Below are 25,473 nucleotides of genomic sequence, written 5' to 3' on the forward strand. Positions count from 1 at the left end.
CCCCTTTTTAGTTAAAGAAGGTCTCTGTCCTTGCACCTGAAAGTTTACCAATTAAGGTTTTCCCCTTTGGTGGCTTAAATCTAAATAAAGCTCTCTCCAGAGGCGCGTCCAACAAGAGTACTTTTGCCTGAGAGATTCACAACGAAATTCATCATTGTTTGCTCCTTCGGCGCCACAAATGCAGTCTCTCCCCTTGTTTTCATTCGCATTTATAAAATTTTCCAAGTTGGTCATACTAAAATAACATGAAAAGCGTAATAAATTATTCAGATTGCTTACAATTTTATAAACTTTCCAAGCTATTATCATCCTACATGAAAAAAAGGAATTGGGCAATGATTTTATTAAAAAAAGAAACCGCTTTCTAAAAGATAAACAAGCAATTTTTTTAGGAAAAGGAGATGATAAAATTGACGGTTCAAATAGAGTTTGATAACACCTGGCAGGATGAATTTATAAATCGGATGGAACAAGATGGTCCGTGGGGAAATTGGGAGCTATTTAAATTGGCGGTTGAGGTTGAAAAGCATCTTGTTATCCCTGAGTTTGAGGGGTTACAAGCCCCTAACCACTTATCAGGGTTAACCCCTTTGCCACATCAGTTAGAGGTCGCTAAACAAGTCGTAGAAAATATGAATGGTAAAGCAATTCTAGCTGATGAGGTTGGTTTAGGTAAAACTATTGAAGCTGGACTTGTTTTGAAAGAATACATGATTCGGGGTCTTGTCAAAAAGGTTCTCATACTTGTACCAGCCTCTTTAGTAACGCAATGGGCTTTTGAATTAAATACGAAGTTTTACATACCTGCCATGACTCAAAGAAAGAGCTATGTTTGGGAGCAAGCTGATGTCGTTGTATCGTCTATCGATACCGCGAAGCGCAATCCGCACCGCGATATTATTTTTAAACAAGACTATGATTTAATTATCATTGATGAAGCACATAAACTAAAAAATAATAAAACCAAAAACTATGAATTTGTTCAGAACTTAAAGAAAAAGTTCTGTCTATTATTAACAGCCACTCCGATCCAAAATCGGATAGAAGAGATATTCAATTTAGTCTCTTTACTTAAACCAGGTCATCTTGGAAATGAATCAGCATTCTTTGAAAAATATAGACGCGATTCTCGTTCCTTACAGGATGATGAGCATTTAAAAGAATTGGTAAATAAAGTAATGATTCGAAATCGAAGAAGTGATACCGGTATTGAATGGACAAAACGACAAGTCGAAACAATTGCTATTGAACTTACAAAAGAAGAAAGAGACTTATATGAATCGGTTACAAATCTACGGAATGAAGGTGATTGGTTAGGGTCCAGCCAGTTCTCCGTTATGACATTGCAAAGAGAAGCTTGTAGTAGTCGTGAAGCCGTATTCTATACACTAAAAAACATGCTTCAACGAAAGGAAAATCCTTCTCAGCAATTTCAGGATCAAATTTTTTCCTTAATTAAAAAAGTAGAAGCTGTTACAACCAATTCAAAAGGAAAAAAAGCGCTTGAGTTAATTCAGCATATTGAAGATAAAGTAATTATTTTTACCGAATATCGTGCTACACAGCTTTATTTACAATGGTTCTTAAAACAACATGGAATTAGTTCTGTTCCGTTTCGTGGTGGCTTTAAACGCGGGAAAAAAGACTGGATGAGAGAGCTATTTCAAAAAAATGTCCAGGTTCTTATTGCAACTGAAGCTGGTGGTGAGGGAATCAACCTACAATTCTGTAACCATATTATTAATTTTGACTTACCATGGAACCCAATGCGTCTCGAGCAAAGGATTGGACGTATCCATCGACTTGGACAAGAAAAGGACGTAAAAATATACAATTTCGCCACAATGAATACAGTTGAAGAGCATATATTAAAGCTTCTGTATGAAAAGATAGAACTATTCGAAAAAGTTATCGGTGATCTTGATGATATTTTAACCCGCTTAGAATTTGGAAATATTGAGGAGCATTTAATCGACATTTTTGGCCAATCAAGCACTGAAGGAGAAATGCGTATAAAAATGGATAATTTAACAGCAATGATTCAATTTGCTGAAGAAATGAAAGGGGAGCAAGTTCATGCAGCAACAGGAAATTCATAATTTTTTAGAGAAATATTTTCAATCTAACCATTGCGAAATTATCGAAAACGGTCCTGGATATTTAATTGTTCAATTATCAGTTGAGATGGACAAGGAGTTGATGAACCGCCCTTTTTATTGGCATTATCTTGAAAAAACAGGTGGAATAGCCAATCCAATGAGGTTAACGCTTATTACCGATAGTCAAAAGGCTCCCGAACAATTAAAAGGTGAACATATTCATTTTGGATCACCTCGTCTTCATCAAATTTTTGAATCAACGAAAAGGTTAGCAGGATATATTAGGCTATATGAGAATCACAAGGTTAATCAGCAGCAAGTTCCACTTTTGCCTTGGCTAGGACTTAATGTAAAAATCTCGTATCAATGTGACAGAAAACGAGATCTATTTCATTCAATTGGTCTTCAATTAATAAACGGTCAAATGGTTGAAGGATTCTATGATCACTTACAAAATATGCAGCTTACACCTAAAATCCCAGATTATTCTTTTACTCTATCACCACTTGTTAAGCCACGAAGTGGGATTACAAGAATTGAAAATTACTTTCGTCAGCAATTAGACCAGGAGGACCATTCCTGGGCAAAAGCGGCAATTGAACGTTGGAATAAGGATTTAAAACTGTTAGACCATTTTTATGAAGAGGTAGAAGAAAAAAGCGAAAACTATGAAACGGAAAAGCAAGCTTTAAAAGAACAGTACGAACCGAAAATAAACATTTCCATTATTAATGGTGGGCTGTTTTATTTAACGGAAAAAGCTATATAACAAGAAAAGCGCAAGCGCCTTATCGGGCTAGGCGCTGCAGTTAGACAAAAAAAGAGCAGTCATTTGTCTGCTCCTTTTTACTGCTTCTTTTTTTTTATACTATAATAAAATAAGTAGGGAAGAATACCAAACCATTTATATAAAAAAGGTTCCTTCTCCCCTTTCCTAGCCATTTTCATTCTGTCTCTCTCCTCTTTTGGTTGATCAATATACTTTACAACCGTTTGAGTGAGATACTTTACATAATCGTTTGTCTTCATGGACACACCTTCCTTACCTCTACCTACCAGTATGTCCAATTATACAAATTTCAGTCTATTCATAAGTTCTTCGACAATGGTTTCTACAGATTTATCAGTTGTATCAATAATAACGTCTGCTGCATCTAAATATAAAGGCATCCGTTCACTTAATATTTTTACTACCTTTGTCTCTTTTTCCCCTATTAATAACGGTCGGGTCTTGTCACCTTCAAGTCTTTTCAAGATCTCTTCTGGGGATGCATCTAAAAGGACAACCTTCCCATTTTCTCGCATCCACTGTCGATTTTCTTCCTTTAGGACAATTCCACCACCGGTAGTAATGATGAAATTCTCAACAGGTAGGTTTCTCAAACATTTGGTTTCTAATGTACGAAAACCAACTTCTCCTTCTCCTTCAAATATTTCCACAATCGTTTTACCTGTCAGACGAGATACTTCCTCATCACTATCCATAACAGGTAGGTTTAAGGAAAGACTTAATGCTTTCCCAATGGTTGTTTTTCCTGAACCCATAAAACCAATTAAATAAATACTTTTCATGAAGTCACCTAGTTTCTTTCCACCCATTTTGTCATTTTCTTTTGATTGATATCATAGTATGCATATCCGACAATTTCCTCTAATGTATTTAGCTTAATAGTGATTGTGATTTTAAGCAAATTACTAGAGTAGGATTCTACTCGAAATATAGCTTGTCCAGTTTGATAATCATATTTTCCAAAACCAGGCGAAAGAAGATTACTCTTCAATGCCGTTTCAATTTTTTTTACGGCTGTATGCATGTAGTATTCCTGCTTTAGTATGTTTGCAGATTCATGGAAAAATTTCTTTTCAGATAGATAAAATTGAACGTGATACGTAAAGAAAAGGCAAAATAAAATAATCATCATTAATACAAACGGGTAGGTGAATCCTTTTTCATTTTTCAACATCCTATTGTGTTGTGTTAATGTAGGATCTAGTCGTAAATGAGTACTTTTTACTCCAAATATCCTCTACCATTACGATTGTTCCATTTTTAATATAATCAAATTGAATACTTTTTACATTTTGCAAGAGAATTTCATTGCCGGTCAAGTTCACTCTTCTTCGAACATTGGTACCAAATTTTTCATAGAGTATCGAATCAGTATCTCTAGTTAATAATAACTTATTAACCTGTGGGTTAATTTTCTGGCTCATCCGAATTTCCTTTTTTATTTGACTTGAGAAAACTTCCCATTGCATCGTTTGTAATCGTGAATTCCCCTGGTCAACTTTACTAAACACTTGAAAAGATAAGGGTAGTAGAGCTGCAAGCAAACAAAAGGCTGCTAACCCCATCAAGCTTTCAGCTAAAGTAAATCCACTATTCCAGAAATTCACATACCTTTTGTTTATTTTGGTTGCGATTTTCAAACTGAATACAGACCTCCTTCAAATCAAGACTTGGTATGAATTCGTACTGTTTATCATTTTTTACTATTGTTTGATTTACTGGTAATTGGTTTTCAATTAATAATTCATGAAGCTTTTCATATAACAGAACTGTTGCTGCATACCTTTCTTTCTCTACTGTAGACTCTTTCATAAGCTGAATCACCATTGGTAAAATAGTAGAACTAATCAATATGCATGCAGATAATGTTAAAAGTAGGTCGACCATAAAGAAGCCTCTATGTTTCCACAATATAAAATCTTCCTTTTCCTAATAGAAAGGTCAATTTATATTCCTTTCCATTGATATAAATATATAAGGACCCGAAATGACTCACATTACCATCAGGCAATATCTTAAACGTTAAAGGTAAGGAACCATATTTTACGGATATTTTTGGAGGAAACTGTTTTTCTACAATTGTAAGACCACCATCAAATTTCACCCTAATGTAATACCTTTTTTGTTGCAGGTCAAAAACAACTGTCAGTTCTTGTTGATGGGAAATGGCATATTGTTGGGCAAAATAAAAATCAGATTGCAATTGAGAAAGAAAAAGGTGATGGTCAAACATATTTTTATTGGGGTTAATTTGAAAAATAGTTATAGAAGAAATCACTGCAACGATTGATAGGACAACTAATGTTTCAATTAAAGTAAAACCTCTACTGCCCACGATGTTAACTAGAAGAATCTGATTTTGTAACCTCGCCAGAAGGTGAAATCGTTAATACTTTATCTTTTCCACAAGTTGATTTATTTGACTTCAAATAACCTGCATCTATTAATTGTTGTATAGTAGTCGGAACTTCTTGCTTATCCATTTCATAGGCTTGAACTTGAGCCTGAACCATTTTGATATACGCCTCACAGCCCTTATTATTAATGCTCGCATTATGCTTAGTAACATTTGGAACAGTAATAATTAGTAGTACTGATATAATCATAAGTACGATCATCATTTCTATTAATGTAAAACCTTTTTGATTTTTCATAAAATATCCCTCCAGAATTATATTCCATTTAATAATCGAAACATGGGAATCATAATTGATAAATACATTGAAATAACAAGTATAGCAATTACTGCATAAAGGATTGGTTGCATGTGTTTTAAGCCTTTTTCTATTCGTTCTTCCAACTTATTGAGACAGCTTTTACTAAAAAACAGCAATTCTCTTTCCAGTCTCCCGTTTGTTTGTCCATGATTTACCACTACTGGCAGTTCCTTTTCAAAGAATTGTAGCTGCATCAAGATTTGAGGGAGATCCTCTCCTCTTTTAAGCCTTCCATTAATAATGATACTTATATCTCGATAAAATAAATTACGAGGAGCACTTTCAAATAGCTGTAAGGATTCATGAACGGATAAACCCCCAGAAAGCAAGTAACCTAACTGTAACGTAAAATATTGAGTTTGAATTAACCTTAAGACGGGACCAATAAATGGAATTTTCAATAAGTATTTACGTTGGTTAAGAATGGGGAGCTTAATAAAATATAAGTAATAAACAATTAGGAGCATTACAACTGATAGGAGGAAGAAAACAGTAATCCATGGAAGCAAAGTTCCAAAGGCTGAAACAACTTTTGTAAAAATATTAACCTCTAACCCCATTGAATCGTACAAATTAAAATATTGTGGTAGTAACGTTCGCTCAACAAAAAGAAAGAGAATGTTTGTCATGAAGAACAAAAATGCTGGATACAAGATCACTTTTTTTAACTTTTCAATTGATATATTTTTATGGAGTGTTAATTTACTCCCTTCGGATATCGCTTCTAACATGCCCCCATGTTTATCCGCAAAGTAAATATAACCAATTAAGTCCTTCTGGAATTTCAATGTTGCTAAAACTATATGAAGAGGTTGACCAGCTTTAAGTTGCTCTAAACAGGCTCTCAATTCCATATGCCTTTTTACTGGCATTTGATAAATAAGAGATTCAACAGCATCTGAATAGGAATAACCTCGTTCCAAAAGTTCACCCATTTTTCTCAAAAAATTCCCCTGCTCGAGTAGTGACCAACCTTTAGCCATCTGTGTCACTTACCCATCTCTCATATTCGCCCTCTTTAATATAGCCAAGCGCAATTCCTTTTTTGATAACATCCTTTAATTTTCGATAATTGACGCTTGCAAGTTCACCTTTCGCTTCTTTTAGCACCGCATTTAAATTTTTTCCCGATAATAATTCAAACACACTTGCTCTTTTTCCTCGTCCAAATGTTTGGCAAAAGGGCGAGCATTCCCCTTTACAAATGGGACAAGATAGTTCGACAAGTCTTTGTGCAGTTACTGCCACTATCGTCTGTTCAACTTCAAGCCAATTAACTCCAAATTCGTTAAGCCTGTAAATGGCCCCTTTAGCATCTCGGGTATGCATGGTACTTAAAACTAAATGACCGGTCATACTTGCGCGAACAGCAATCCGAGCGGTTTCAGCATCCCTTATTTCCCCCACCATAATGATATCTGGGTCATGTCTTAAAATAGCCCTTAATCCAGTTGCATAAGTAATACCTGCTTTTTCATTTACCTGCACCTGTAGAACACCATCATAATATTTCTCAATTGGATCCTCTAAAGTAATGATGTTTCGATGAAAAAGATGAGCGGTTTCATTTAGTAGGGAATAAAGTGTAGTAGTTTTACCGCAACCAGTGGGACCTGTGAAGATGACTAATCCGTGGGCATGCTTTAATAATGCCAAAAGTTTTCTCGTTATATTGGGAAAAAGAGATAATTGATAAAAAGGAATCTGGTCCTGCTGTGGCAATAAACGGATGACGAGACTTTCACTACTATTAGAGGGCAATGTAGATAAGCGAAGTCCATAAGCTTTACTATTAACGTAACAAACAAAGGAGCCACTTTGTGGCCTTCTTTTTTCACCAATATCCATATTGGCCATAAACTTAAAATGGGAGACAAGTCGATCACATTCATCCTTTGGCAAGGATTGTTGCGGAATAATGTTGTTGTTTACTCGTAGCTGAATGAGTGTATCCTGTTGACGGGGAATAATATGAATATCGGATGCTTGGTTTCGGGCAGCATCGGAAACGATTCGATCTGCCAGTTGCTCAATCGAGCTTTTGATAAATATCACCACCTTTTTTATTCTACTCCTATAATTCGACAGTTACTCACCACCACCTTTACCAATAACTGTTCAATTGTGTCTATTTTTTGACAATAACAAATAAATTTGTGAACATTTTCTAAACATATAGTGTTTATATTGTTAACTACATTACAAGAAAACTAAAGAAGTATTATAATGAAGCTAAATTATGGGGGTAAGAGGTGAAACGAGATGGAACAAACATTAAAAATAACAAATGTTTTATCTGATCCAACACGTTACTATATTTATCAATACATTACAAAACGGCACCAGGAAGTAACAGTGCAAGAAGTGGCAGATAATTTTAATATTCACCCAAACGTTGCGAGACTTCATTTATCAAAGCTCGAGGACGTTAATATGCTAATTTCAGAAACAAAGAAAACGGGTAAAGGTGGTAGACCAAGCAGATTATATCGTTTATCTGATGATGTTATCCAGCTACACTTCCCATTTCGTGACTATATGCTGCTTTCCAAGGTTGCGATTGAAACAATGTTAACCCTTGGTGAAGAAGGAAAAAAAGCTTTATTCTTAACGGGAAAACGCTTTGGGATGGAGATTGTTGAACAAGAAATTACTAGAAAAGGGCAAAATGGAACTGAATTAAATTTTGAGCAAAAGCTAACCATATTAAAGAATGCTGCAACCTTAGCTGGATTCTATCCTGAGTTCGAAGTAAATGGGGAATTAACAAAAATCTACTTTAAAATCTTTAACTGTCCATTTAAAGAAGTTGCGGTTGATCATTCTGAAACAGTATGTAATATGCACCATGAGTTTTTACGAGGAATGTTTGAAGCATTATTTGATAACGTTGAACTCATCGAGAGTGAAAACATGATTTCTGGTTGTCATACTTGTACGTATCAAGCATTAATTGCAAAGTAGTTTGAATCTGTTATTTACTTTTTGAATCCCTTTCATTTATAATACTACATGATGGACTTATTAGGATTAAAGGGGTGATATCCATGGATAATATGTTCAAAGTATTAGGCTTCTGGACAGGGATTTTTACAGTTATGTTTTATTTAGGTCATATGCACACTACGTCGTTAATTTTCTTATGTCAAACAGGATTCTTCCTATTGTTAAGTTATTTAAGACTTTCTGAGCGTATGTACATATACGTTTTCGGAGCATACTTAACAGTTTTCTTTGCTGGCTTTACGTATTGGACAACATTTATGATGACACCTGGTGTTGGTGGGCATTAAAAAGTAAAAAACGGTGGGATATCCACCGTTTTTTTATTTTTGCTTAATTAAGGATTCCTCTAGTTCAAAACAAACAATCAACTGTAAGATTTATGCCTTTTTGTTGAATCACAACATCAAAAAAAGAACTCATCCCTGGCATGACTAAGCTTCGAATGGCGCGATTATGTTTACTTTTTTCAGAAAAAGGATTGGAATCATAATTATCCTCTAGCTCTTTTAATAACCCTGCCGCGACTAAAAACTCATCCTGCCTATTTTTAAGGATAAAGGTTAACCCTAATTTATCTCCAATATTAATTAAGGCATCAAAATGGATATGGTGGGTTATATCCATTTCACCGGGGTGCAATAATACATTCGAAATCATTTGATGTTTATGATAGCCCCTTAGACTGCCCGATTTTCTTGCAGGACTCTTCCACTCATCGGTTGTATATCCGTAATCAATTGTAACGATTAGACCTTTTTCAATTGAAGTAGATATTGTTTTCAGCATAGATTCCATTTGCAATGGAATTTCGATTCGTTGGTTTTCTACTAATGTGATGTTCTGTTCATCAATAAACGTTTGAATGATTGGATTAAATAACGGAACATTGTGCTCTATAAACCCCTTTTCGTCCCATCCCACCATTACCTCAAATAATTGACCATTCCGTTTTTCAATAACATGGACAGGCAACGCATCAAACAATTCGTTAGAAATAATCAGACCATCAAAAGGCTTTAGTTGCGTGACACTCTCAACATGAAATACATTTTCACCATTGGGAAGGATAGCTTGTTGTAGCTGTCTGTGATAAGGGCTAGCTTCAACAATATAATACGTTAAGGGTATATCTGTATTCTTACTCCAAAAGTCAAGAAACGCTTTAGCAAATCGGCCATTTCCAGCTCCAATTTCACAAACTGATGGTACAATGTTATTTTCTTTTACTTGCTTTAAAAACCATTTTGAAAAAATCAAACCAAAAATATCAGAAATATTACTTGACGTAATAAAATCCCCATCTTTACCTATCTTCACTTGATTTCGCATATAATAGCCCATTGTTGGATGATATAACGCCAGTTCGATAAATTCAGCATAATTTATTATCTGATTTGGTGCTTGTTTGATTTTTTCTATAATTACATTTTGCAAAATATCACCTTTTTCAAGTTTCCATCATTGACACAGTGTTTACTTTATTATATTGTTAAGATAGTAGCTTAACTATATCCCCTCCCATTATTATGAATAGAATATCCCCCAGAAAAACCCTTCTTTTTTGAAGGGTTTTTCTATTTTCCTTGGCACTTGCTTCAAAATTAAAACCCATTAAGAAATGGATTAGAATTCATTTCATCCTCAATGATTGTCTCTGGGCCATGACCTGAAAGTACAAGTGTATCTTCTGGCAGCGTAAGGAGCTTGTCATGGATACTTTTGATTAGCTGCTTGCCATCCCCGCCTGCAAGATCAGTTCTTCCAATACTCCCCTGAAACAACGCATCACCAGATAAAACTAGCTTATCGTTTTCAAAGTAAAAAGAAACACTACCAGGAGAATGTCCGGGAGTCTCAAGTACTTGAAATTGAAATGCACCAATGGTAAGTAGTTCTTCTTTTTCAATTAATTGATCAGCAGCCTTTACTCTCATAGGTTGTATCATCATAAAATTTTGCGAACCGTTTAAGGAAGGGTCATTAAGCCATTTAGATTCCCTCTTATGTAGATAAACTGGAATCTTAAAGCTATCTCGAATAAAATCAACAGCTCCGATATGATCAAAGTGTGCATGTGTGAGAAGTATCGCTATTGGTGTAAGCTTCTTTTCTTTTAACCAATTATTTAATTTAATTCCTTCATCACCTGGATCGATAATTAAGCAAGTTCCATCTTTTTCTGACAACACGTAACAATTTGTTTGTATTGGTCCTAAAGGGAGTCGAGACCATTTCATCCTATTTCACCTCTTCAAAAGAAATTACAATTCTTATTTTACACGAATATAATAAAATGACCACTTTGGAATTGAGTATCATTTTTTTTACCTCGACAAATAATAAAAAAAAATATAAAATAATAAATGAATGTAAAATTTAGTTACATATGAATTAGTTTATTAAAATAGCTGTTAACTACTTATTATTTAAAGGGGGGATAAATGATGTGGGGTTTAATGATAATTTTTGCTTTAGTAACGATTTTAGCTGGAATCGGAGCATTTACTGCCTTAAAGAATAAAAATTTGCTTGGAATAGTTTTTGGTGGCGGATCTTTTCTAGTTTTTGGTTGGTTTACTGTTATGACAATTATTAACCACGGATTTCCAACTGTACATTAATACTAAAAAAGGACTGCATCTGCAGTCCTTTTTTCCTTTATACACTATCGAAAAAGTGAACTCATTGTTTTTGTTTGTATATTAAATAACGTTTCAAACTGGTATCCCATTAAACATAAGCTTTTATTAGGTGAACATGTAAAAGGAACATTGTCAGTAGATTCCAAAATCACGTCTTTTTCCCCCGATTCTGTGTTTACCGAGATGAATTGAAATCCCTCACGATACGTATCAGCATCTCCACTTTTTAATGGCACCATCGTTAGAAATGTCTCTTGATCAGATGTCATTTCATAATTAGGTAGTAGCCATCCTGAATAGCTTGATAATACTGGTGTTTTAAAGGAAACCTGTTCCACTACATTCTCTGAATAAAATTGATAGGTCGCTTGATTCTCAATCGAATCCACTGTAATGGTTAATATTTTCCCCAAAAAAGTATCGAATTGAAAAACGTTTTCTTTCAACAAAACTTCCTCTTTTCCAAACTCCTTTTGGATGAGGGGAGACAATAGTGAAATATCCTCCTCATTCCAATCTAAAAAAGCCATTTTACTTTCACCAGTCCATTTTGCAAAAGGCTTTCGAACTCCAATTTCCTTTAATTCCATTTTAGACATATTTAAAAAATAATTTGTAAAGCTCCAATCCTCTTTAAAGGCAGTGATAAAAAGCTGTTCAGATTGATATTGGTTCCATTCGAAAACCATTTCTACGGATGGAAATTCTTTGGCAAACAACTCTTCACCATCAATGTCAATTATATTCATTTGCCCTTCATAAGTAGATGGTGATGAGTGTATGAGTATTTTTGTTTGATCAGGACTAATTAAAGTTGAAACAATTGGATTTTCGCTTTCATATAAAATTCTACTACTTCCACTCTTCAAGCTATATCGGTAAAGATTTGCACCTTCAGAAAACCGTGTCATATAGACAAATTCCTCATCATTAAGCCAACCTATTACCATACTAAATTCACCTTTTGGAATAGAAACAGGCAGAGATAAATCTTGAAAAAAAGATGTAGGCGGGGATTCTTTATGAATTTGAATCGAATTAATTTTTGATAAACCGTGTAAAGCTGATTTCTTATCATACGAATTACAACTTGTTAAAAGGATGAGGGAAACAAGAAAAAGGAAAAATACCATAATCAAATATATAAATTTGTTAATCATTTCCAGCTCCTGTCACCCCCATTTTTGTCTGTATGATAATTAGTACGTTTCTTAATCACATATGTTTCAACTTTCATCCATTTTATCACGAAAAATGAAAAAAGCCTGATAATCTCAGCTTTTTCAATGATATCCTTTTTGCAATGAAATTATTTTATCGATTTATTTAGTGAAAGACAAGCTATCCCTCTTTTCCTTATTAATTAACTCCAGAATGTAAATTTAATTGGCCATCATATAAAATATATGTCGATAAAAAGAAAAAATGCAAAAAAGAGCCTTAAGGTAATAGGCTCTTTTTGCTTTTATTTAATAGCATTAGTGTCTTCATAAAATCGTAGTAAATCACCGTAAATGATTTTATCTGAAAATTCAAGTTCATTTTTAGCCTTTTCCAAATATGGTTCACACAAATTATTATCCGTTGGTTCACCAGTCTTTTTGTCGTAACAAATTTCACGAGTGTACACATAGTCCTTCGTAATGAAACTTCCATCTCTCAATACAGTAAATTCCATTTTATCTTTAGAAAATAAATCAGATCCAAATTCAATATCCTGTTTCGTATCAATTCCTAACAGATGTAGGAGGGTTGGTTTCAAATCAATTTGACCAGAAACAGTTGAAACTGTCTTACCTTTTTGACCTGGAATATGAATGATTAAGGGAACTCGTTGTAGCTGTGTACTAACAAACGGTGTGACCTCAGATCCTAAAAATTGTCCCATGGCTTTATTATGGTTTTCAGATATCCCGTAATGGTCTCCATAAAGTATAATAATCGAATTTTCATATAACCCTTCATCTTTTAAACGTTGTACAAAGTGTTTTAAAGCTTCATCTTGGTATCGAACGGTTGGGAAGTAATTATTAAGAGTATTACTTGAAGAGTCATATGGTTCAATAAATTTATCTTCCTCATGAATTTCAAACGGAAAATGATTAGTTAACGTAATGAGTTTTGCATAGTAAGGCTTTGGCATTGCTTTTAAATGCTGAATCGACTGTTCAAAGAAGTCTTTATCCTTTAAACCCCAGCCTACTGAATTTTCTTCACGAATATCATAATCAGTCATCGAGTAAAATCGTTCATAACCTAATGACTTATACATAATATCACGATTCCAAAAGCTTTTATTATTTGCATGTAATGAAGCTGTAAAATAGCCATTTTGTTTTAAAATTTCAGGTGTTGCATTAAATTCATTACTAGAATGGGTAAAGAATACAGCCCCCCGACTTAATGGATATAAAGAATTTTCGACGATAAATTCTGAATCAGAGGTTTTACCTTGACCAGTTTGATGGTAGAAATTCTCAAAGTAATAACTGTCCTTAATAAACTCATTTAAAAAAGGAGTAATTTCTTGACCATTAACCTTTTGATTAATGACAAAATTCTGAGTTGATTCTAAAGAAATTAATATAACGTTTTTTCCTTTTGCCCTACCAAATAATTTTTCATTAGGTTTGTTATAGCCTGCACGAACATAGTTGTCGATATCAGCCAACTCACTGCCATCCGCTAAAGCGCGCTGAGCTGAAGATTTAGACTGCAAAAAGGCATCATAAATATGATAATTATATGTTCCTATATTTTTCACAAGCATTTCACGATCAAAGGTACGGGTTAATAATTGTGGCCTTTCAGTTTCAGCTAAGCCTAAGTTAAAAAACGCAATGGCTATTGCAATTAGTAAAAAGGCACGACGGTTAGTTTTAGAAAACTCACGATATTGAACAAACCTCGGTTTGAACTTAACAAGTACTATTAAAATAAAAAAGTCTACAAAATATAATAAGTCACTTAGATTTAATAACTCATTTACACTACTACCGAGATCACTCATATTTGAGGTTTGGAAAAGTACTGGAATTGTTAAAAAGTCATTAAAAAACCGATAAAAAACAACATTAGCAAATAAAATGGCCGAAATAAAGAAACTTGTGACGACAATAAATCGTTTTTGGTTCTTTTCTTTCATTAAAAGGCCAATACCAAAAACAAACATTAAAAAGCTTAATGGGTTTATAAACAAGATAAATTCTTGTTTCCAGTTTTCTATTTTTATGTCAAAGCTAGTTTGGTAGACAATATATGTTTTCAGCCATAGCATCACAGTTACGATTGCAATTAAAGATACCTTTGGCAAATTTATTTTGTGCATACCCTAATACCCTCCCTGTAAAAAAACAGTTGGAATCTTTTTATTCCCTTTGTGAAAATTTTGTAAATTATGGATATCTATAAAACAATCAAACAATATCTTAATACTTTTTTTATAAAAAATCAAACTGTGCTTCAAGAAAATAAATTAAACTTGTTATATATATATATCGCTATTCCTATTCCCCACATATTAGACGATTGAAACCCATTTATGTTTCAAAATTGTCCAACTTCATAAAAAATACTTCTTTTGTTGGATATGGGGCTGTCTTATTGTATCAAACCAACGATTAGTTTGTGAAATAAATCCTATAACCAAAGTTCGACATAAAGTGAAGACTAAAAACGACAAGGAGTTTCCATATAAACTGGAAACTCCTTGTTTTCGTAAATTATTTACTAATATTATTTTTTATTAGCCAGGCAGCACCAATGACACCGGCATCATTTCCAAGAGTGGCAATTGCTATTTCCGTTGATTCTTTTACTCTAGGAAAGCTATATTTACCAAAGTTTTCTTTGATTGGATTTAAAAGAATTTGACCTGCCTTTGACACGCCGCCACCTAGAACCATTTTTTCTGGATTTAATGTATTTGCAATATTAGCCAGTGCTAACCCTAAGTAAAATGAAACCTCTTCAATGACACTATTAGCTATTTTATCTCCATTTCGAGCTGCATCAAATACATTTTTAGCTGACACATGTCCTTCTTTCTGATAAATCCCCATTAATTCACCAGATGATGTATTATTTTCAAGCATATTTGATGCGATTCTTACTATCCCTGTAGCAGAAGCAATCGTTTCTAGACAGCCCGTCTTCCCACAATTACAACGTGCACCATTGACTGGAACAGATGTTATATGTCCAATTTCTCCAGCAGCCCCACTTACGCCTTGCACAATTTGACCATTTGCAATAACTCCACCACCAACTCCAGTGCCAAGAGTAATGCAGACAAGGTCCTTAGCACCATTCCCTGCCCCTTTCCACATCTCACCTAGAGCTGCACAGTTAGCATCATTATCAATTACTGCCTGTAAGGATGTTTCGACCTCTAGCATATCTCTTAATGGAAAATGTGTGTTCCAGCCTAAGTTAACCGCATTATATATAACACCTGTTTTCGTATCTACAGGTCCAGGTGCTCCCATTCCTATGCCGATTAATTTATCTTTAGTTAAATCAAGCTCCTGAAGCTTTTGATCGATAGCTTTAGCTATATTAATAACGATGTATTTTCCATCCTCTTCTTTATCTGTTGATATTTCCCATTTGTGAATAATTTCTCCATATGTATTGATAAATGCGAGCTTTGTTGTTGTGCCTCCTAGATCGACACCAACTATCCATTTTTCTGTCATATGATCACCTTTTCCTACTACTTTTACTTCTTTTTTTCCTTCTCCATTTGTATTTCATGTCTTAACAGAAATAAGGCATTTTGAAATTTTTGCGTTTCAATTAATTGCGATTGATAAAGATCCTTTAATTCCTCTTCCATTAACTCTAAATCAGCCAAACGGCTTCCTACATAAATGATTGTTCCATATTGCTTTAGAAATTGTTGAATGTCATATATTGTTTTCATAGATTGTCCCTCGAGTTTGTGAAATGATAAACGCAGCAATCTCCTAAAGTATAAACAAAAAGGATATCTATCTCAATAGATATAGGTCTTGATTAAAAAGAAAAACTCCTTATCCCTTGAATAAGGAGTGATCGTATCTTAACGGTCGGGGTCTTGAGGATGCAATATTTTAGGTCGACGATTTTTTAAAGGTATTGGCGATCTAAAAAGAACATCTCTTAAAGCACGTGGATTAAATGGAATAAACGGCCATAAGTATGGAACACCGAATGATTTCATCCTGCTTAAAGCAAGTATCCAAAAGAAGACACCTACGATGAAACCTGATGTTTGGAAAAGAGCTGTAATAGTTAGTAATCCAATTCGAAAAATTCGATTTGCTAAACTCATTTCATAGCTAGGTGTTGCAAAGGTTCCAATAGCTGCAATAGCTAAATATAGCATGACCTCATTTGTTAACAAACCGACCTCAACAGCAACTTGACCAATCATTAATGCTGCCACTAAGCCTAGAGCAGTTGCAAGTGCTGAGGGGGTATGAATAGCAGCCATTCGGAGTACATCTATTCCAATTTCTACTATTAAGAATTGAAGAAATAAAGGGACTTTTCCTGAATCATTTGGCCCAATATATGAAATCGCATCCGGCAATAGATTGGGTTGCACGGCAAACAGATACCATAATGGCAACATGAATACCGATGCCCAAACAGCAATAAATCGAACCCATCTTAAATAAGCCCCGACTAACGGCTTATTTCGATATTCTTCTGCATGCTGCATGTGATGCCAAAAGGTAGTAGGTGTTATTAAAACACTGGGAGACCCATCTACTATAATACAAACGTGACCCTCATAAAGATGTGAGGCTGCCGTATCAGGCCTTTCGGTATAGCGAACCATTGGATATGGATTCCAATGTCGTCCTTCAATAAACTCCTCGACGGTTTTTTCAGCCATCGGTAAGCCATCGGTATCAATTTTAGTAATAGACTCCTTTATCCTAGCCACATAATCAGGATCAGCAATATCTTCAATATAGCAGACCACAATATCTGTTTTAGACCTACGACCCACCTGTAAATATTCCATCCTTAACGTTCGATCACGGATTCTCCTTCTAGTTAAGGCGGTATTAAATACCAGTGTTTCAACAAAACCATCCCTTGACCCTCTAACCACCCTTTCGATGTCGGGTTCTTGTGGTCCTCTTACAGGATACGTACGTGCATCAATTAAAATTACTTTATCAACCCCATCCACAACAAGTGCTGTTGGACCGGCTAAAACAGAATTCACTACCTGATTTAAATCATCAGTTGATTCCACTTCAACATAAGGGATGTATGTTTTTAGTAATTTTTCAAGTGTATGCTCTTCTAGTTGCTCCTTGGTTAAATCAGCTAACAGTTTCATTAAATAATGTAAAATGTCATCCTTTACAAACCCATCTACTAAATAGAGGGCCATTTCACGTTCAGCATAAAAAGTATCAATTTGAATGACGTCGAAGCTTTTATCGACACCAAGCTCTTCTCTTAAGTATAAAAGATTTTCCTTAATTTTTTTACTAACTGCTTTTCTCTTTCCACTGTCCATCTTTCGCACCCCAAGCCTATATCAAACATAATTATCATCAACATCATAGACAAGGGGATGTCAAAACATACTTCTAATGGAATTCATATTACTTTAAATATCTTTCATATATTATTGAATGCTTTCAAATATTTCTTGATAATTTTTATTTTCAGGAGCTAAATCTAAAGCCCTTTTTGCATGTTTTTTTGCTGCTTCATACTCATGCTGCTGAAGTAAAACTAGAGCTAAATTAAAATGAGCTTCATGAAAATCAGGTTTTAAGTTAATTGTCTTCACCAAATGCTCTCTAGCCTCATCATACATCTTCAATTGAACTTCAACATAAGACAATTGAAAATAAAAGTATTCCGAATGATTACGTCCCTCATCCAGGTAATCAAAAAGTAGTTGATACGACTTTTCATACTCTTTTTCTTTTACATATTCCTGTGCTAATTGTAGGATGGAATCCTCACTTTGAAATGCAGCGGGTCTATTAAAACCATAAAACAATAATGATATTGTTAATACAAGGCTCATAAAGAAGAATAGTGCTTGGCTTCCAATTTTTTTCTTTTTAGGAAAATGAACTACCCCCGTTGCCACAAACCCTCCAACTAAACCACCAAGATGTCCAGCCATATCTATATTTGGTACTGTAAAGCTAATAATAATGTTTAGACCAAGAATCGTGATAACATTTTTTCCTAATGTTCGAAAAAACAATTTCGGAAAGATTAGTCCCATATATAGAAGAGCCCCAAAACAGCCATATATAGCTCCACTTGCTCCTGCTGATAGATTGGGACTAAAAGCAAAGCTGGCGATAGATCCTATAACTCCCGCAAACAGATAAATCCATAGGAATCGAAAGCTACCATATATTTTTTCAACAGCAGTACCTAAAAAGTATAGACCTAATGTGTTCATTAAAAGGTGGAGAAAGCCTATATGCAGAAAAATAGGAGAAATAAACCTCCACCATTCACCTTCTAATATTAAAGGATTAAATTTCGCTCCAAATTCCACAAGTGTCGATGAATTTTCACTTCCTCCGTTAAATTCTAACAATAGGAAAATAAAGATCTGAACAGCAATAAAAACATAGGTCATTATGGGTTTTCCAAAAGTGAAAATGTTTTTTTCAGTCTGGACCTTCTTTACTGAAAGCTGTAGTGTTTCTTTTTTTAAATTATCTATTTGAATAGGACTAATTTCATGTTCAATCTCTCTAGCTATAGGGATCCTTTTATTAAAAATCATTTGAAGTTTGTCTATTACAGTTTGGTAAGATTCTCTAGACATTATTAAAACCTGAATATGTGTCTGATTAAATTGACCTAGCTGGCTAAGTCTGTGCTCATAGTCATCGACTGGTAAATTAGGACTAATATATATATTTAAAATATGTAAATTCTTCTTAAATTTTTGCTTTCTAATATTTTCTCCATTCATCCCTGTTAACTGAAGATCTCTTTCCAACCAACTACTCCAATCTAAAATACAGTTTATCAATCTAATAATTGGAAGTTCCTTGGAGTCAGGATTCTCTAACCAGATTTCTTTTTGTTCTTTAGAAATATGCAGAATTCGATAATTTTCATCCTTGACAAAATAATGCGCTAACGTCCAAAAAGTATATTCCTCCTCCAAACGGAATACGCCTCCTTTATAAATATTGGGCCAACCCCTTCATTATAAACTAATTTACGAAAAAAAGACCGTCCTTGGTCTTTACCAATTGGACGGTCCATTGAATACAACACTCATCATTCTTTTTCTTATACCCGGTAAGCTCATCATCGAGCGCACTAGAACTCTTCGTAAATAACCAGTACCTAAAACTAGATTCATTAAACGATAACGATAACGATATAATGTGTATCCAAGTGTACCAATCATAATTATGGACGAAAATAATTTTGTCATAGACATCCCTCCTGTTCTTAGTTTGAGATGGAGGGGTAAGTTTTATCCAAAAGTTTTAAAAATATCTTAATTTTGGTTACTTGGGGAGCTATTGTAAAAGAACCGAGGACATAGTCTTTTTCAGGACATTGACTGAGTTGTTAAATTTTTCTGTTTCCTCTTCATTAAGCTTCAACTGAACAATTTCACGAATACCAGATCGGTTTACTACCGCTGGTACTCCTATGTAGATATCCTTTTGTCCGTATTCACCGTCTAAATATGCTGAAATGGTTAACACAGAGTTTTCATTTTGAAGAAGAGCTTTGGTCAATCGAACTAATCCCATTGCAATACCATAATAGGTTGCACCTTTACGTTGAATAATATGGTATGCTGCATCCCTTACATTTAGGAAAAGTTCGTCTAAGTGTTCCTGCTTGTATTCAGGTTTCTTCTTCATCCATTCTTGAATCGAAGTTCCCGCAATGTCCGCATGACTCCAAACAGGTAGCTCCGTATCGCCATGTTCACCAATAATATAAGCATGAACATTTCTGGTATCAACGTTAAAGTATTCCCCAAGTAGGAAACGGAACCTGGCGGTATCTAGGATCGTTCCTGAACCAATTACTCGTTCCTTAGGTAAACCAGAAAATTTCCAGACTGCATAGGTTAAAATATCAACAGGGTTTGTTGCAACTAAAAAGACTCCATCGAAACCATGCCCCATCACTTGGTCAACGATTCCTTTAAAAATTATAGTATTTTTTTCAACAAGATCCAGTCTAGTTTCTCCTGGCTTTTGATTAGCACCTGCGCAAATTACAACAATATCTGCATCCCTGCAATCTGAATAATTACCAAACCAAATTTTTGTCCGAGAAGGAGCGAAAGGAAGTCCATGATTTAAGTCCATTGCATCACCTTCAGATTTTTCCTTATTTAAATCAATCATCACAAGTTCTTCTGTTACGCCTTGGTTTAATAATGCAAAAGCGTAACTAGAACCTACAGAGCCGGTACCTATTAGAGCCACTCGATTAACATGATTTTTCATGATTTTTCCTCCCTGTTTACAATAAAATCTGATATGTAAGAATGGCAAAAATCGGGGCAAATAAACCCGCTAGGAAATTAACACCGTCATTATTTAAAAGTGTGGACCCACCTATTTTTCTAGCTTTCTCATTACAATGAATCGGCTTTTCAGTATCAAGTAAACATATCCTACACTGATAGGTTCTTTGAAAATAAGCACCGAGATAAGTATCTATTCCATTACCTAATATGCCAAAAACAAAGATAATCCATGCCATTTTTGCCGTAATCGGCAAAACGTACATCCCGACGATTGTAATAACTCCGACCCCAACAATGGCACTTATGGTTCCTAGAGTGCTTATAGCTCCCGAAGTACCTGCTTCTACTACCTTAAAGCTCTTCACAGATAGCGGAGGGCGTTTGCTTAATGGACCAATTTCAGAAGACCATGTATCACCAGTTGCACTAGCAAGAGAGGTTAAAAAGGCTATTACCCATATGACATCATTTGTGAAGTAATAAAGAAGGCTAGATAAAGCAGCAACTCCACCATTTGCAAATACTTGAATCCAATCTCTCTTGCTCCCTTTTTCATGTTTTTCTTCTAAATCTTTCTTTAACTTACTTTTATAAAAAGACCAAAAGCTTGATGTACAAAAGAAAGTACCTAAAATCAAAAGTCCTTGAAGGTAAAGTCCTTGATAAATGAGTCCGCCTACTACGGTTGCTGCGATCGCACCTGATCTCGAAAGCGATTGACCCTTATTTGCAACAATCGCCATAATAATTATGAAAAAAATAATCAGTAAATCCATTAACATAGGGTTAAGCCTTCTCGTATGTAATAATTTTTTGGACAGGTATATCATGTTTTTCGATAGGGAGTTTTTCCTTTAGTTGATCTGGAAAGGCTAATGAAACAGTACTTCCTTTATAATCAGTTAAAAACCGGTCATAATAACCTCCACCAAAGCCCAATCGGTATCCTTCATTTGTGAAGGCAAGACCAGGAACAATCAATAGATCTATATCCTCTTTGTCTACCTGCTTAGTTAGAGCTTCAATGGGCTCTAATAATCCATAATAGACGGAATCTAGTTGGGTAAATTGTTTTAATTCATGAAAACTCATTTGTTTACTTTTTGGCTGACACTTAGGGACAACAACCCGTTTGTTTTGTTCCCAAGCTTTTCGAATAATTTGATAGGTATCAAGCTCAGGATAATTTGAAACAGTAATGCCTATAGTATTGGCTTTTTTCCATAATTCATCAGCAAATAGTTGATTGGCAATCTCATAAGAAAACTGTTCATATTCAGGTTTTGACAGTTTTTTTAATTCCCCCAATACTACTGACCGAAGCTCCTTCTTGTTCATATACCCTCGTCTCCTTCCTATTCTCTACCTTCTATTTTACGCACAAAAAAAACAGTAGGATAGCCCTACTGCTTATTTTGTTTCGCGATGTGTAGTTGTGCGTTTTTCTCTTGGGCAATATTTCTTAAGCTCAAGACGATCTGGGTTGTTACGCTTATTTTTGTTCGAAATATAGTTACGCTCTCCACAATCTGTGCAAGCTAACGTAATATTTACACGCATTATATTTCCCTCCAAACGATAAAAGCTAGTACGTTTTTACGACTTTTCTATAATATCACTTTTTCAACGGAAATGCTAGTGTGTTTTTTAAAAGGGCTTCATTTACATTTAATAATTCACTTTTTGCTTCTCCTTGAATGGTCCAGGTGTAAGCAATTTTGGTTTCATGGGAGGGGATGGATAGATTTAGCGTAAACATACTTACTGCTATCCCCTTTGCCATTGGTTGATATTTTAATGTTCCTTTGCTTTCACAGCTCCACATGTAATCAGTATTCATCGACCAAAACGGCTGGATTGTTGCCTGTTGAATAGCTTGTCCTTCGTATTGACCATTTACTAAAAATATCTTTTTATTAGCTAAATGAAAAATTATGTGTTCTGTAGGAGAAATAAAGGCTAAATGATCTTTCGATGCATGAAGATAACGATGCATCATGACAATCATCACGTTTTTTTCTGATTCATCATGATTAGTAATACAAATATGGCTATTTCTTATCTTAGAAAAAATATTTTCTTGTTTTAACTTAACAGTCAGCTTTTCGTTTGTAATAATTTTTTCCGTTTGATTATGGAGCCAATACGTTTGACCATTGATCCAAACTCCAATAACCAGTTGTAGTTGTGGTAAAAAATAACCCGCCATTTTCGACTCTTCTTTTTCGAAGATTGTATTCATTCTCTTCACCCTATTTTTATTTAATATACATCCCATTCAATTCTTCATTAATAGAAAATAACAACTGTAGTTCCTCGTATTGTCGTTTTGTCATTTCCGCTACTCTTTGCCAGCTATAGTAATATTCAACAAGAGCCTTCCCATTTATAGCCATCTTCTGAGCAACTTTTGGATTTGAAAGTATCATCTCTATTTGTATTATGAGACTTTCCACATCATCAGGTTTCATAAATAAACCTGTGACTAAATGCTCATTAATTCCACGAAGACCTCCAGTTTCACTAACAATAATCGGTTTAGAAAAAGTCATTGCTTCTAATGCCACTATCCCAAAAGGTTCATATCGACTAGGAAAAATCGCCATTGAACACCTTTCAAAAAATTGGTTTCTATGTTGATCAGAAATAAATCCAATTAAATAAATGACATCTTCAAGTTTGTGTAGTCTAATTAAGCGTTCGTATTCCTCGTACATTGGTCCATTGCCAGCTAAAACAAAACAGATATCTTTTCTATTCATTTTAGATGCTGCTTCTATTAATAAGTCAAACCCTTTTTCTTTTACAAGCCTACCAATAGAAAAAATGATTTTTCGTTTTTCCTTTTGCAAGATAGGATGTAGGGAACTATGGCCATCGCCCCTATGCTTCTCAATTTGAACCCCATTAGGAATAATCGACATCTTACTTTCCGAAATTTGAAAAATTCCCCTAATCTCTTCCTTCATATATTCACTACAAACAATCACTTGTTGAGAGGATTGGATTAACTGCAGCTCTTTGTTATGAATGAAGTTTTGAAGTTCTGTATGTATCCCGGCATTTCGTCCATATTCAGTTGCATGAATGGTTGTAATTAGAGGTAGCTTTAATTCCTTTGCAAGGATTTGAGCCGCTTCACCTACTAGCCAATCATGTGCATGGATGAGATGAAATTTATTCTCTCTTGAAAGCTCAAATGCTTTTTCAGCGATTCTTAAATTTAACCCACCTATCCAATTTAGAAATTGAGGATCCATGGCATTTAATGGCTCTACCCTATGCACCTTAACCCCTTCAAATTCCTCAAAGGCTGAAACCATATGATTTGGTTTGGTAGTGATGACATGCACGTCCACACCTTGTTTCTGCAATTGAAGGGATAAACCTTCCGTATGTCTAGCTAACCCACCAATAATATGCGGAGGGAACTCCCAAGTTAACATTAGAATGGTCAATCGTTTTGGATTAGAAATGTAAGTATCCTGGATCTCCCTATCTTTCATTTCCAACTTAACCATTATTTTCATTCTCCTCATTGATATTTTCATAATAGCTATACGTACTAACCTTATTAGTCCATTTAGGTTGCAATAAACGTTCTTTATAGAAAGCATCATGTTGAAATCTTAATAAGTCCTTTTGTTCTACTGCGCCCAATAGATTATGAACAGCATTTGAACGAAGAATTGGAAAGTATTGATTTTGATTAACTTTGTAGCCAATCTCAGTCAAATAGCTTCTCCCTTGTTTAATTCCCTTTATCGTCCAGTTGGTTGTATCTTTCTTTAGTCGAAATTCATATGATGAATGAGCATTAGAGCCATTAAAATAAATATCAGTTACATCATAAAGACGTAATATAATAATCTCTTGATTAATTTGATCAAAATAAGAAGCTGATAATTTTTTTTGCCAAGTGGCAATCTCCCAATTGGAAATTAATTTATGATTTGATACCAATTGAGTAACTAAGTAAGAGTCACTTTCTTTATTTGGTTGAATATTTGTTTCTATCTGCTTTGTAATTCCATCTTTTGTTGTCTGTAATTCTATATTTGAATCATCCATTCCATGTTTAATCCATTGGTAATGAACTTTACCAACTGTTGAATTTAATTTTTCTGCAATTTTCCTGAAGGACATCCCATGCCTTCTATATTGAACGATTTCGTTAATCATGACGCCCCTCCTTCAAAACTAGTAAGTATATGCTTCTATTCTTCGAATATTCCAAAATCAGTTAATTTAATGGTAGCATTGAACGTTGACTCCTACAATGAACACAATTTGTCGTAATTTGCTTGTTCGCGGTAGACTTATCCTCAGCCTCGAAAAAATATTTTTCGGTCCACTCTTTTGAGTAGTATTCGACATTTTTTCTTGTTCTCTGTTATTAATAAGCGACAATATAATACACAAAAAGAGATTTCCTTCGAAATTTGTCATCATCAGACAAATGCTTTAATAGGGAAACAGCATGGGGCTAGGTACCACTTTATAGAGTATTGACCTTTAAGAACAAACTAAAAGCATATAGATAAGTCAAAGGAGCGGCCATTCGGCGTTTTGATTGAATTATGACCATGTTTTGTCAGATAGGCGCGTTCGCGAGAACTTCTCGCGTGCACCTTTACAACCATTTGGGCGGGAGGCGCGTTCCGCGAGAACTTCTCGCGTGCACCTTTACAACCATTTGGGCGGGAGGCGCGTTCGCGAGAAC

30 protein-coding genes and 2 riboswitches are annotated in these 25,473 nt (G+C 34.7%); of the genes, 5 read left to right on the forward strand and 25 right to left on the reverse strand.

Annotated elements, in window-relative coordinates:
• Positions 1–22 precede the first annotated feature (22 nt).
• Positions 23–102: riboswitch (glycine riboswitch) on the reverse strand.
• 3 nt (positions 103–105) lie between these two features.
• A riboswitch (glycine riboswitch) is annotated at positions 106–203 on the reverse strand.
• Between the two features lie 207 nt (positions 204–410).
• Entirely contained in the window at positions 411–2,099 is a 1,689-nt protein-coding gene (locus LRP83_RS15450; RefSeq protein WP_230497582.1) for a DEAD/DEAH box helicase, read from the forward strand.
• A complete protein-coding gene (locus tag LRP83_RS15455; protein WP_230497583.1) occupies positions 2,077–2,868 on the forward strand; it encodes a YqhG family protein in 792 nt (263 codons plus the stop codon). The genes LRP83_RS15450 and LRP83_RS15455 overlap by 23 nt, the downstream gene beginning before the upstream one ends.
• Positions 2,869–2,945: 77 nt before the next feature.
• Here LRP83_RS15455 and LRP83_RS15460 read toward each other — a convergent pair whose 3' ends face one another.
• From LRP83_RS15460 to comGA, 9 genes are read right to left on the reverse strand one after another with little or no spacing between them, the layout of a single operon-like run.
• Positions 2,946–3,128, reverse strand: a complete 183-nt coding sequence (locus LRP83_RS15460; RefSeq protein ID WP_230497584.1) for a YqzE family protein — start codon at positions 3,126–3,128, stop codon at positions 2,946–2,948.
• A gap of 39 nt (positions 3,129–3,167) precedes the next feature.
• Entirely contained in the window at positions 3,168–3,671 is a 504-nt protein-coding gene (locus tag LRP83_RS15465) for a shikimate kinase (RefSeq protein ID WP_230497585.1), read from the reverse strand.
• Positions 3,672–3,679: 8 nt separating this feature from the next.
• A complete protein-coding gene (gene comGG / locus LRP83_RS15470; protein ID WP_230497586.1) occupies positions 3,680–4,063 on the reverse strand; it encodes a competence type IV pilus minor pilin ComGG in 384 nt (127 codons plus the stop codon).
• 1 nt (position 4,064) lies between these two features.
• Positions 4,065–4,529, reverse strand: a complete 465-nt coding sequence (gene comGF, locus LRP83_RS15475; protein ID WP_230497587.1) for a competence type IV pilus minor pilin ComGF — start codon at positions 4,527–4,529, stop codon at positions 4,065–4,067.
• A complete protein-coding gene (locus tag LRP83_RS15480; RefSeq protein WP_230497588.1) occupies positions 4,480–4,800 on the reverse strand; it encodes a hypothetical protein in 321 nt (106 codons plus the stop codon). The genes comGF and LRP83_RS15480 overlap by 50 nt, the downstream gene beginning before the upstream one ends.
• Positions 4,787–5,224, reverse strand: a complete 438-nt coding sequence (comGD, locus tag LRP83_RS15485) for a competence type IV pilus minor pilin ComGD (protein WP_230497589.1) — start codon at positions 5,222–5,224, stop codon at positions 4,787–4,789. The genes LRP83_RS15480 and comGD overlap by 14 nt, the downstream gene beginning before the upstream one ends.
• Before the next feature lie 4 nt (positions 5,225–5,228).
• The gene (comGC, locus tag LRP83_RS15490) at positions 5,229–5,543 is read right to left on the reverse strand and encodes a competence type IV pilus major pilin ComGC (protein ID WP_230497590.1); all 315 of its coding nucleotides are present in this window, start codon (positions 5,541–5,543) and stop codon (positions 5,229–5,231) included.
• Between the two features lie 17 nt (positions 5,544–5,560).
• On the reverse strand, positions 5,561–6,541 hold the full coding sequence (gene comGB / locus LRP83_RS15495) for a competence type IV pilus assembly protein ComGB (RefSeq protein WP_230497614.1): 981 nt from the start codon (positions 6,539–6,541) through the stop codon (positions 5,561–5,563).
• 40 nt (positions 6,542–6,581) lie between these two features.
• Complete coding sequence (comGA, locus tag LRP83_RS15500) at positions 6,582–7,664, reverse strand: competence type IV pilus ATPase ComGA (RefSeq protein WP_230497591.1); 1,083 nt, start codon at positions 7,662–7,664, stop codon at positions 6,582–6,584.
• A gap of 204 nt (positions 7,665–7,868) precedes the next feature.
• On the opposite strand from comGA, the gene LRP83_RS15505 reads away from it, so the two are divergent.
• Both LRP83_RS15505 and LRP83_RS15510 read left to right on the forward strand, forming a co-directional pair.
• Positions 7,869–8,570 (forward strand): helix-turn-helix transcriptional regulator, encoded by a 702-nt coding sequence (locus tag LRP83_RS15505; RefSeq protein WP_230497592.1) that lies wholly within the window; start codon positions 7,869–7,871, stop codon positions 8,568–8,570.
• Positions 8,571–8,653: 83 nt separating this feature from the next.
• The gene (locus tag LRP83_RS15510; RefSeq protein WP_230497593.1) at positions 8,654–8,899 is read left to right on the forward strand and encodes a DUF2626 domain-containing protein; all 246 of its coding nucleotides are present in this window, start codon (positions 8,654–8,656) and stop codon (positions 8,897–8,899) included.
• Positions 8,900–8,963: 64 nt separating this feature from the next.
• Here the strand turns inward: LRP83_RS15510 and LRP83_RS15515 are convergent, their stop codons facing one another.
• Positions 8,964–10,046, reverse strand: a complete 1,083-nt coding sequence (locus LRP83_RS15515) for a class I SAM-dependent methyltransferase (protein ID WP_230497594.1) — start codon at positions 10,044–10,046, stop codon at positions 8,964–8,966.
• 167 nt (positions 10,047–10,213) lie between these two features.
• Positions 10,214–10,849, reverse strand: coding sequence for an MBL fold metallo-hydrolase (locus LRP83_RS15520; RefSeq protein ID WP_230497595.1), 636 nt, complete (start codon positions 10,847–10,849; stop codon positions 10,214–10,216).
• A 204-nt stretch (positions 10,850–11,053) separates the two neighbouring features.
• On the opposite strand from LRP83_RS15520, the gene LRP83_RS15525 reads away from it, so the two are divergent.
• Positions 11,054–11,233 (forward strand): DUF2759 domain-containing protein, encoded by a 180-nt coding sequence (locus tag LRP83_RS15525; protein WP_230497596.1) that lies wholly within the window; start codon positions 11,054–11,056, stop codon positions 11,231–11,233.
• A gap of 44 nt (positions 11,234–11,277) precedes the next feature.
• Here LRP83_RS15525 and LRP83_RS15530 read toward each other — a convergent pair whose 3' ends face one another.
• From LRP83_RS15530 to LRP83_RS15595, 14 genes are all read right to left on the reverse strand, one after another.
• On the reverse strand, positions 11,278–12,414 hold the full coding sequence (locus LRP83_RS15530) for a YqgU-like beta propeller domain-containing protein (protein WP_230497597.1): 1,137 nt from the start codon (positions 12,412–12,414) through the stop codon (positions 11,278–11,280).
• A 305-nt stretch (positions 12,415–12,719) separates the two neighbouring features.
• Positions 12,720–14,582, reverse strand: a complete 1,863-nt coding sequence (locus LRP83_RS15535) for an LTA synthase family protein (protein ID WP_230497598.1) — start codon at positions 14,580–14,582, stop codon at positions 12,720–12,722.
• A 394-nt stretch (positions 14,583–14,976) separates the two neighbouring features.
• Positions 14,977–15,951 carry an ROK family glucokinase gene (locus tag LRP83_RS15540; RefSeq protein ID WP_230497599.1) on the reverse strand — a complete coding sequence of 325 codons (975 nt, stop codon included), beginning with the start codon at positions 15,949–15,951 and terminating at the stop codon, positions 14,977–14,979.
• Positions 15,952–15,974: 23 nt separating this feature from the next.
• A complete protein-coding gene (locus LRP83_RS15545) occupies positions 15,975–16,178 on the reverse strand; it encodes a YqgQ family protein (RefSeq protein WP_230497600.1) in 204 nt (67 codons plus the stop codon).
• A 138-nt stretch (positions 16,179–16,316) separates the two neighbouring features.
• Positions 16,317–17,777, reverse strand: a complete 1,461-nt coding sequence (locus LRP83_RS15550) for a spore germination protein (RefSeq protein WP_230497601.1) — start codon at positions 17,775–17,777, stop codon at positions 16,317–16,319.
• Between the two features lie 111 nt (positions 17,778–17,888).
• On the reverse strand, positions 17,889–19,412 hold the full coding sequence (locus LRP83_RS15555) for a rhomboid family protein (protein ID WP_230497602.1): 1,524 nt from the start codon (positions 19,410–19,412) through the stop codon (positions 17,889–17,891).
• Between the two features lie 81 nt (positions 19,413–19,493).
• Positions 19,494–19,688 (reverse strand): protein YqgO, encoded by a 195-nt coding sequence (gene yqgO, locus LRP83_RS15560; protein ID WP_230497603.1) that lies wholly within the window; start codon positions 19,686–19,688, stop codon positions 19,494–19,496.
• A gap of 88 nt (positions 19,689–19,776) precedes the next feature.
• Positions 19,777–20,727 (reverse strand): L-lactate dehydrogenase, encoded by a 951-nt coding sequence (locus tag LRP83_RS15565; RefSeq protein WP_230497604.1) that lies wholly within the window; start codon positions 20,725–20,727, stop codon positions 19,777–19,779.
• Between the two features lie 16 nt (positions 20,728–20,743).
• Complete coding sequence (locus LRP83_RS15570; RefSeq protein WP_230497605.1) at positions 20,744–21,532, reverse strand: DUF92 domain-containing protein; 789 nt, start codon at positions 21,530–21,532, stop codon at positions 20,744–20,746.
• A gap of 4 nt (positions 21,533–21,536) precedes the next feature.
• Positions 21,537–22,088: a 5-formyltetrahydrofolate cyclo-ligase gene (locus LRP83_RS15575; RefSeq protein ID WP_230497606.1), complete on the reverse strand. Its 552-nt coding sequence runs from the start codon at positions 22,086–22,088 to the stop codon at positions 21,537–21,539.
• A gap of 72 nt (positions 22,089–22,160) precedes the next feature.
• Entirely contained in the window at positions 22,161–22,310 is a 150-nt protein-coding gene (rpmG, locus tag LRP83_RS15580; RefSeq protein WP_230497607.1) for a 50S ribosomal protein L33, read from the reverse strand.
• Positions 22,311–22,365: 55 nt separating this feature from the next.
• A complete protein-coding gene (locus LRP83_RS15585; RefSeq protein WP_230497608.1) occupies positions 22,366–22,992 on the reverse strand; it encodes a hypothetical protein in 627 nt (208 codons plus the stop codon).
• Positions 22,993–23,008: 16 nt separating this feature from the next.
• Positions 23,009–24,271: a glycosyltransferase family 4 protein gene (locus LRP83_RS15590; RefSeq protein WP_230497609.1), complete on the reverse strand. Its 1,263-nt coding sequence runs from the start codon at positions 24,269–24,271 to the stop codon at positions 23,009–23,011.
• Positions 24,264–24,932 (reverse strand): DUF4912 domain-containing protein, encoded by a 669-nt coding sequence (locus LRP83_RS15595; protein ID WP_230497610.1) that lies wholly within the window; start codon positions 24,930–24,932, stop codon positions 24,264–24,266. Before LRP83_RS15595 ends, LRP83_RS15590 begins: the two co-directional genes overlap by 8 nt.
• Positions 24,933–25,473: the final 541 nt, after the last annotated feature.

Source organism: Pseudoneobacillus rhizosphaerae (assembly GCF_917563885.1).
GTDB classification, from domain to species: Bacteria; Bacillota; Bacilli; order Bacillales; family Cytobacillaceae; genus Pseudoneobacillus; species Pseudoneobacillus rhizosphaerae.

Coding starts and splice junctions, on each gene's coding strand:
- LRP83_RS15455 (WP_230497583.1), top strand. CDS start 2,077: ATGCAGCAACAGGAAATTCATAATTTTTTAGAGAAATATTTTCAATCT.
- LRP83_RS15460 (WP_230497584.1), bottom strand. CDS start 3,128: ATGAAGACAAACGATTATGTAAAGTATCTCACTCAAACGGTTGTAAAG.
- LRP83_RS15465 (WP_230497585.1), bottom strand. CDS start 3,671: ATGAAAAGTATTTATTTAATTGGTTTTATGGGTTCAGGAAAAACAACC.
- comGG (WP_230497586.1), bottom strand. CDS start 4,063: ATGTTGAAAAATGAAAAAGGATTCACCTACCCGTTTGTATTAATGATG.
- comGC (WP_230497590.1), bottom strand. CDS start 5,543: ATGAAAAATCAAAAAGGTTTTACATTAATAGAAATGATGATCGTACTT.
- comGB (WP_230497614.1), bottom strand. CDS start 6,541: ATGGGTGAACTTTTGGAACGAGGTTATTCCTATTCAGATGCTGTTGAA.
- LRP83_RS15505 (WP_230497592.1), top strand. CDS start 7,869: ATGGAACAAACATTAAAAATAACAAATGTTTTATCTGATCCAACACGT.
- LRP83_RS15510 (WP_230497593.1), top strand. CDS start 8,654: ATGGATAATATGTTCAAAGTATTAGGCTTCTGGACAGGGATTTTTACA.
- LRP83_RS15520 (WP_230497595.1), bottom strand. CDS start 10,849: ATGAAATGGTCTCGACTCCCTTTAGGACCAATACAAACAAATTGTTAC.
- LRP83_RS15525 (WP_230497596.1), top strand. CDS start 11,054: ATGATGTGGGGTTTAATGATAATTTTTGCTTTAGTAACGATTTTAGCT.
- LRP83_RS15530 (WP_230497597.1), bottom strand. CDS start 12,414: ATGATTAACAAATTTATATATTTGATTATGGTATTTTTCCTTTTTCTT.
- LRP83_RS15535 (WP_230497598.1), bottom strand. CDS start 14,582: ATGCACAAAATAAATTTGCCAAAGGTATCTTTAATTGCAATCGTAACT.
- LRP83_RS15540 (WP_230497599.1), bottom strand. CDS start 15,951: ATGACAGAAAAATGGATAGTTGGTGTCGATCTAGGAGGCACAACAACA.
- LRP83_RS15545 (WP_230497600.1), bottom strand. CDS start 16,178: ATGAAAACAATATATGACATTCAACAATTTCTAAAGCAATATGGAACA.
- LRP83_RS15550 (WP_230497601.1), bottom strand. CDS start 17,777: ATGGACAGTGGAAAGAGAAAAGCAGTTAGTAAAAAAATTAAGGAAAAT.
- yqgO (WP_230497603.1), bottom strand. CDS start 19,688: ATGACAAAATTATTTTCGTCCATAATTATGATTGGTACACTTGGATAC.
- LRP83_RS15565 (WP_230497604.1), bottom strand. CDS start 20,727: ATGAAAAATCATGTTAATCGAGTGGCTCTAATAGGTACCGGCTCTGTA.
- LRP83_RS15570 (WP_230497605.1), bottom strand. CDS start 21,532: ATGTTAATGGATTTACTGATTATTTTTTTCATAATTATTATGGCGATT.
- LRP83_RS15575 (WP_230497606.1), bottom strand. CDS start 22,088: ATGAACAAGAAGGAGCTTCGGTCAGTAGTATTGGGGGAATTAAAAAAA.
- rpmG (WP_230497607.1), bottom strand. CDS start 22,310: ATGCGTGTAAATATTACGTTAGCTTGCACAGATTGTGGAGAGCGTAAC.
- LRP83_RS15585 (WP_230497608.1), bottom strand. CDS start 22,992: ATGAATACAATCTTCGAAAAAGAAGAGTCGAAAATGGCGGGTTATTTT.
- LRP83_RS15590 (WP_230497609.1), bottom strand. CDS start 24,271: ATGGTTAAGTTGGAAATGAAAGATAGGGAGATCCAGGATACTTACATT.
- LRP83_RS15595 (WP_230497610.1), bottom strand. CDS start 24,932: ATGATTAACGAAATCGTTCAATATAGAAGGCATGGGATGTCCTTCAGG.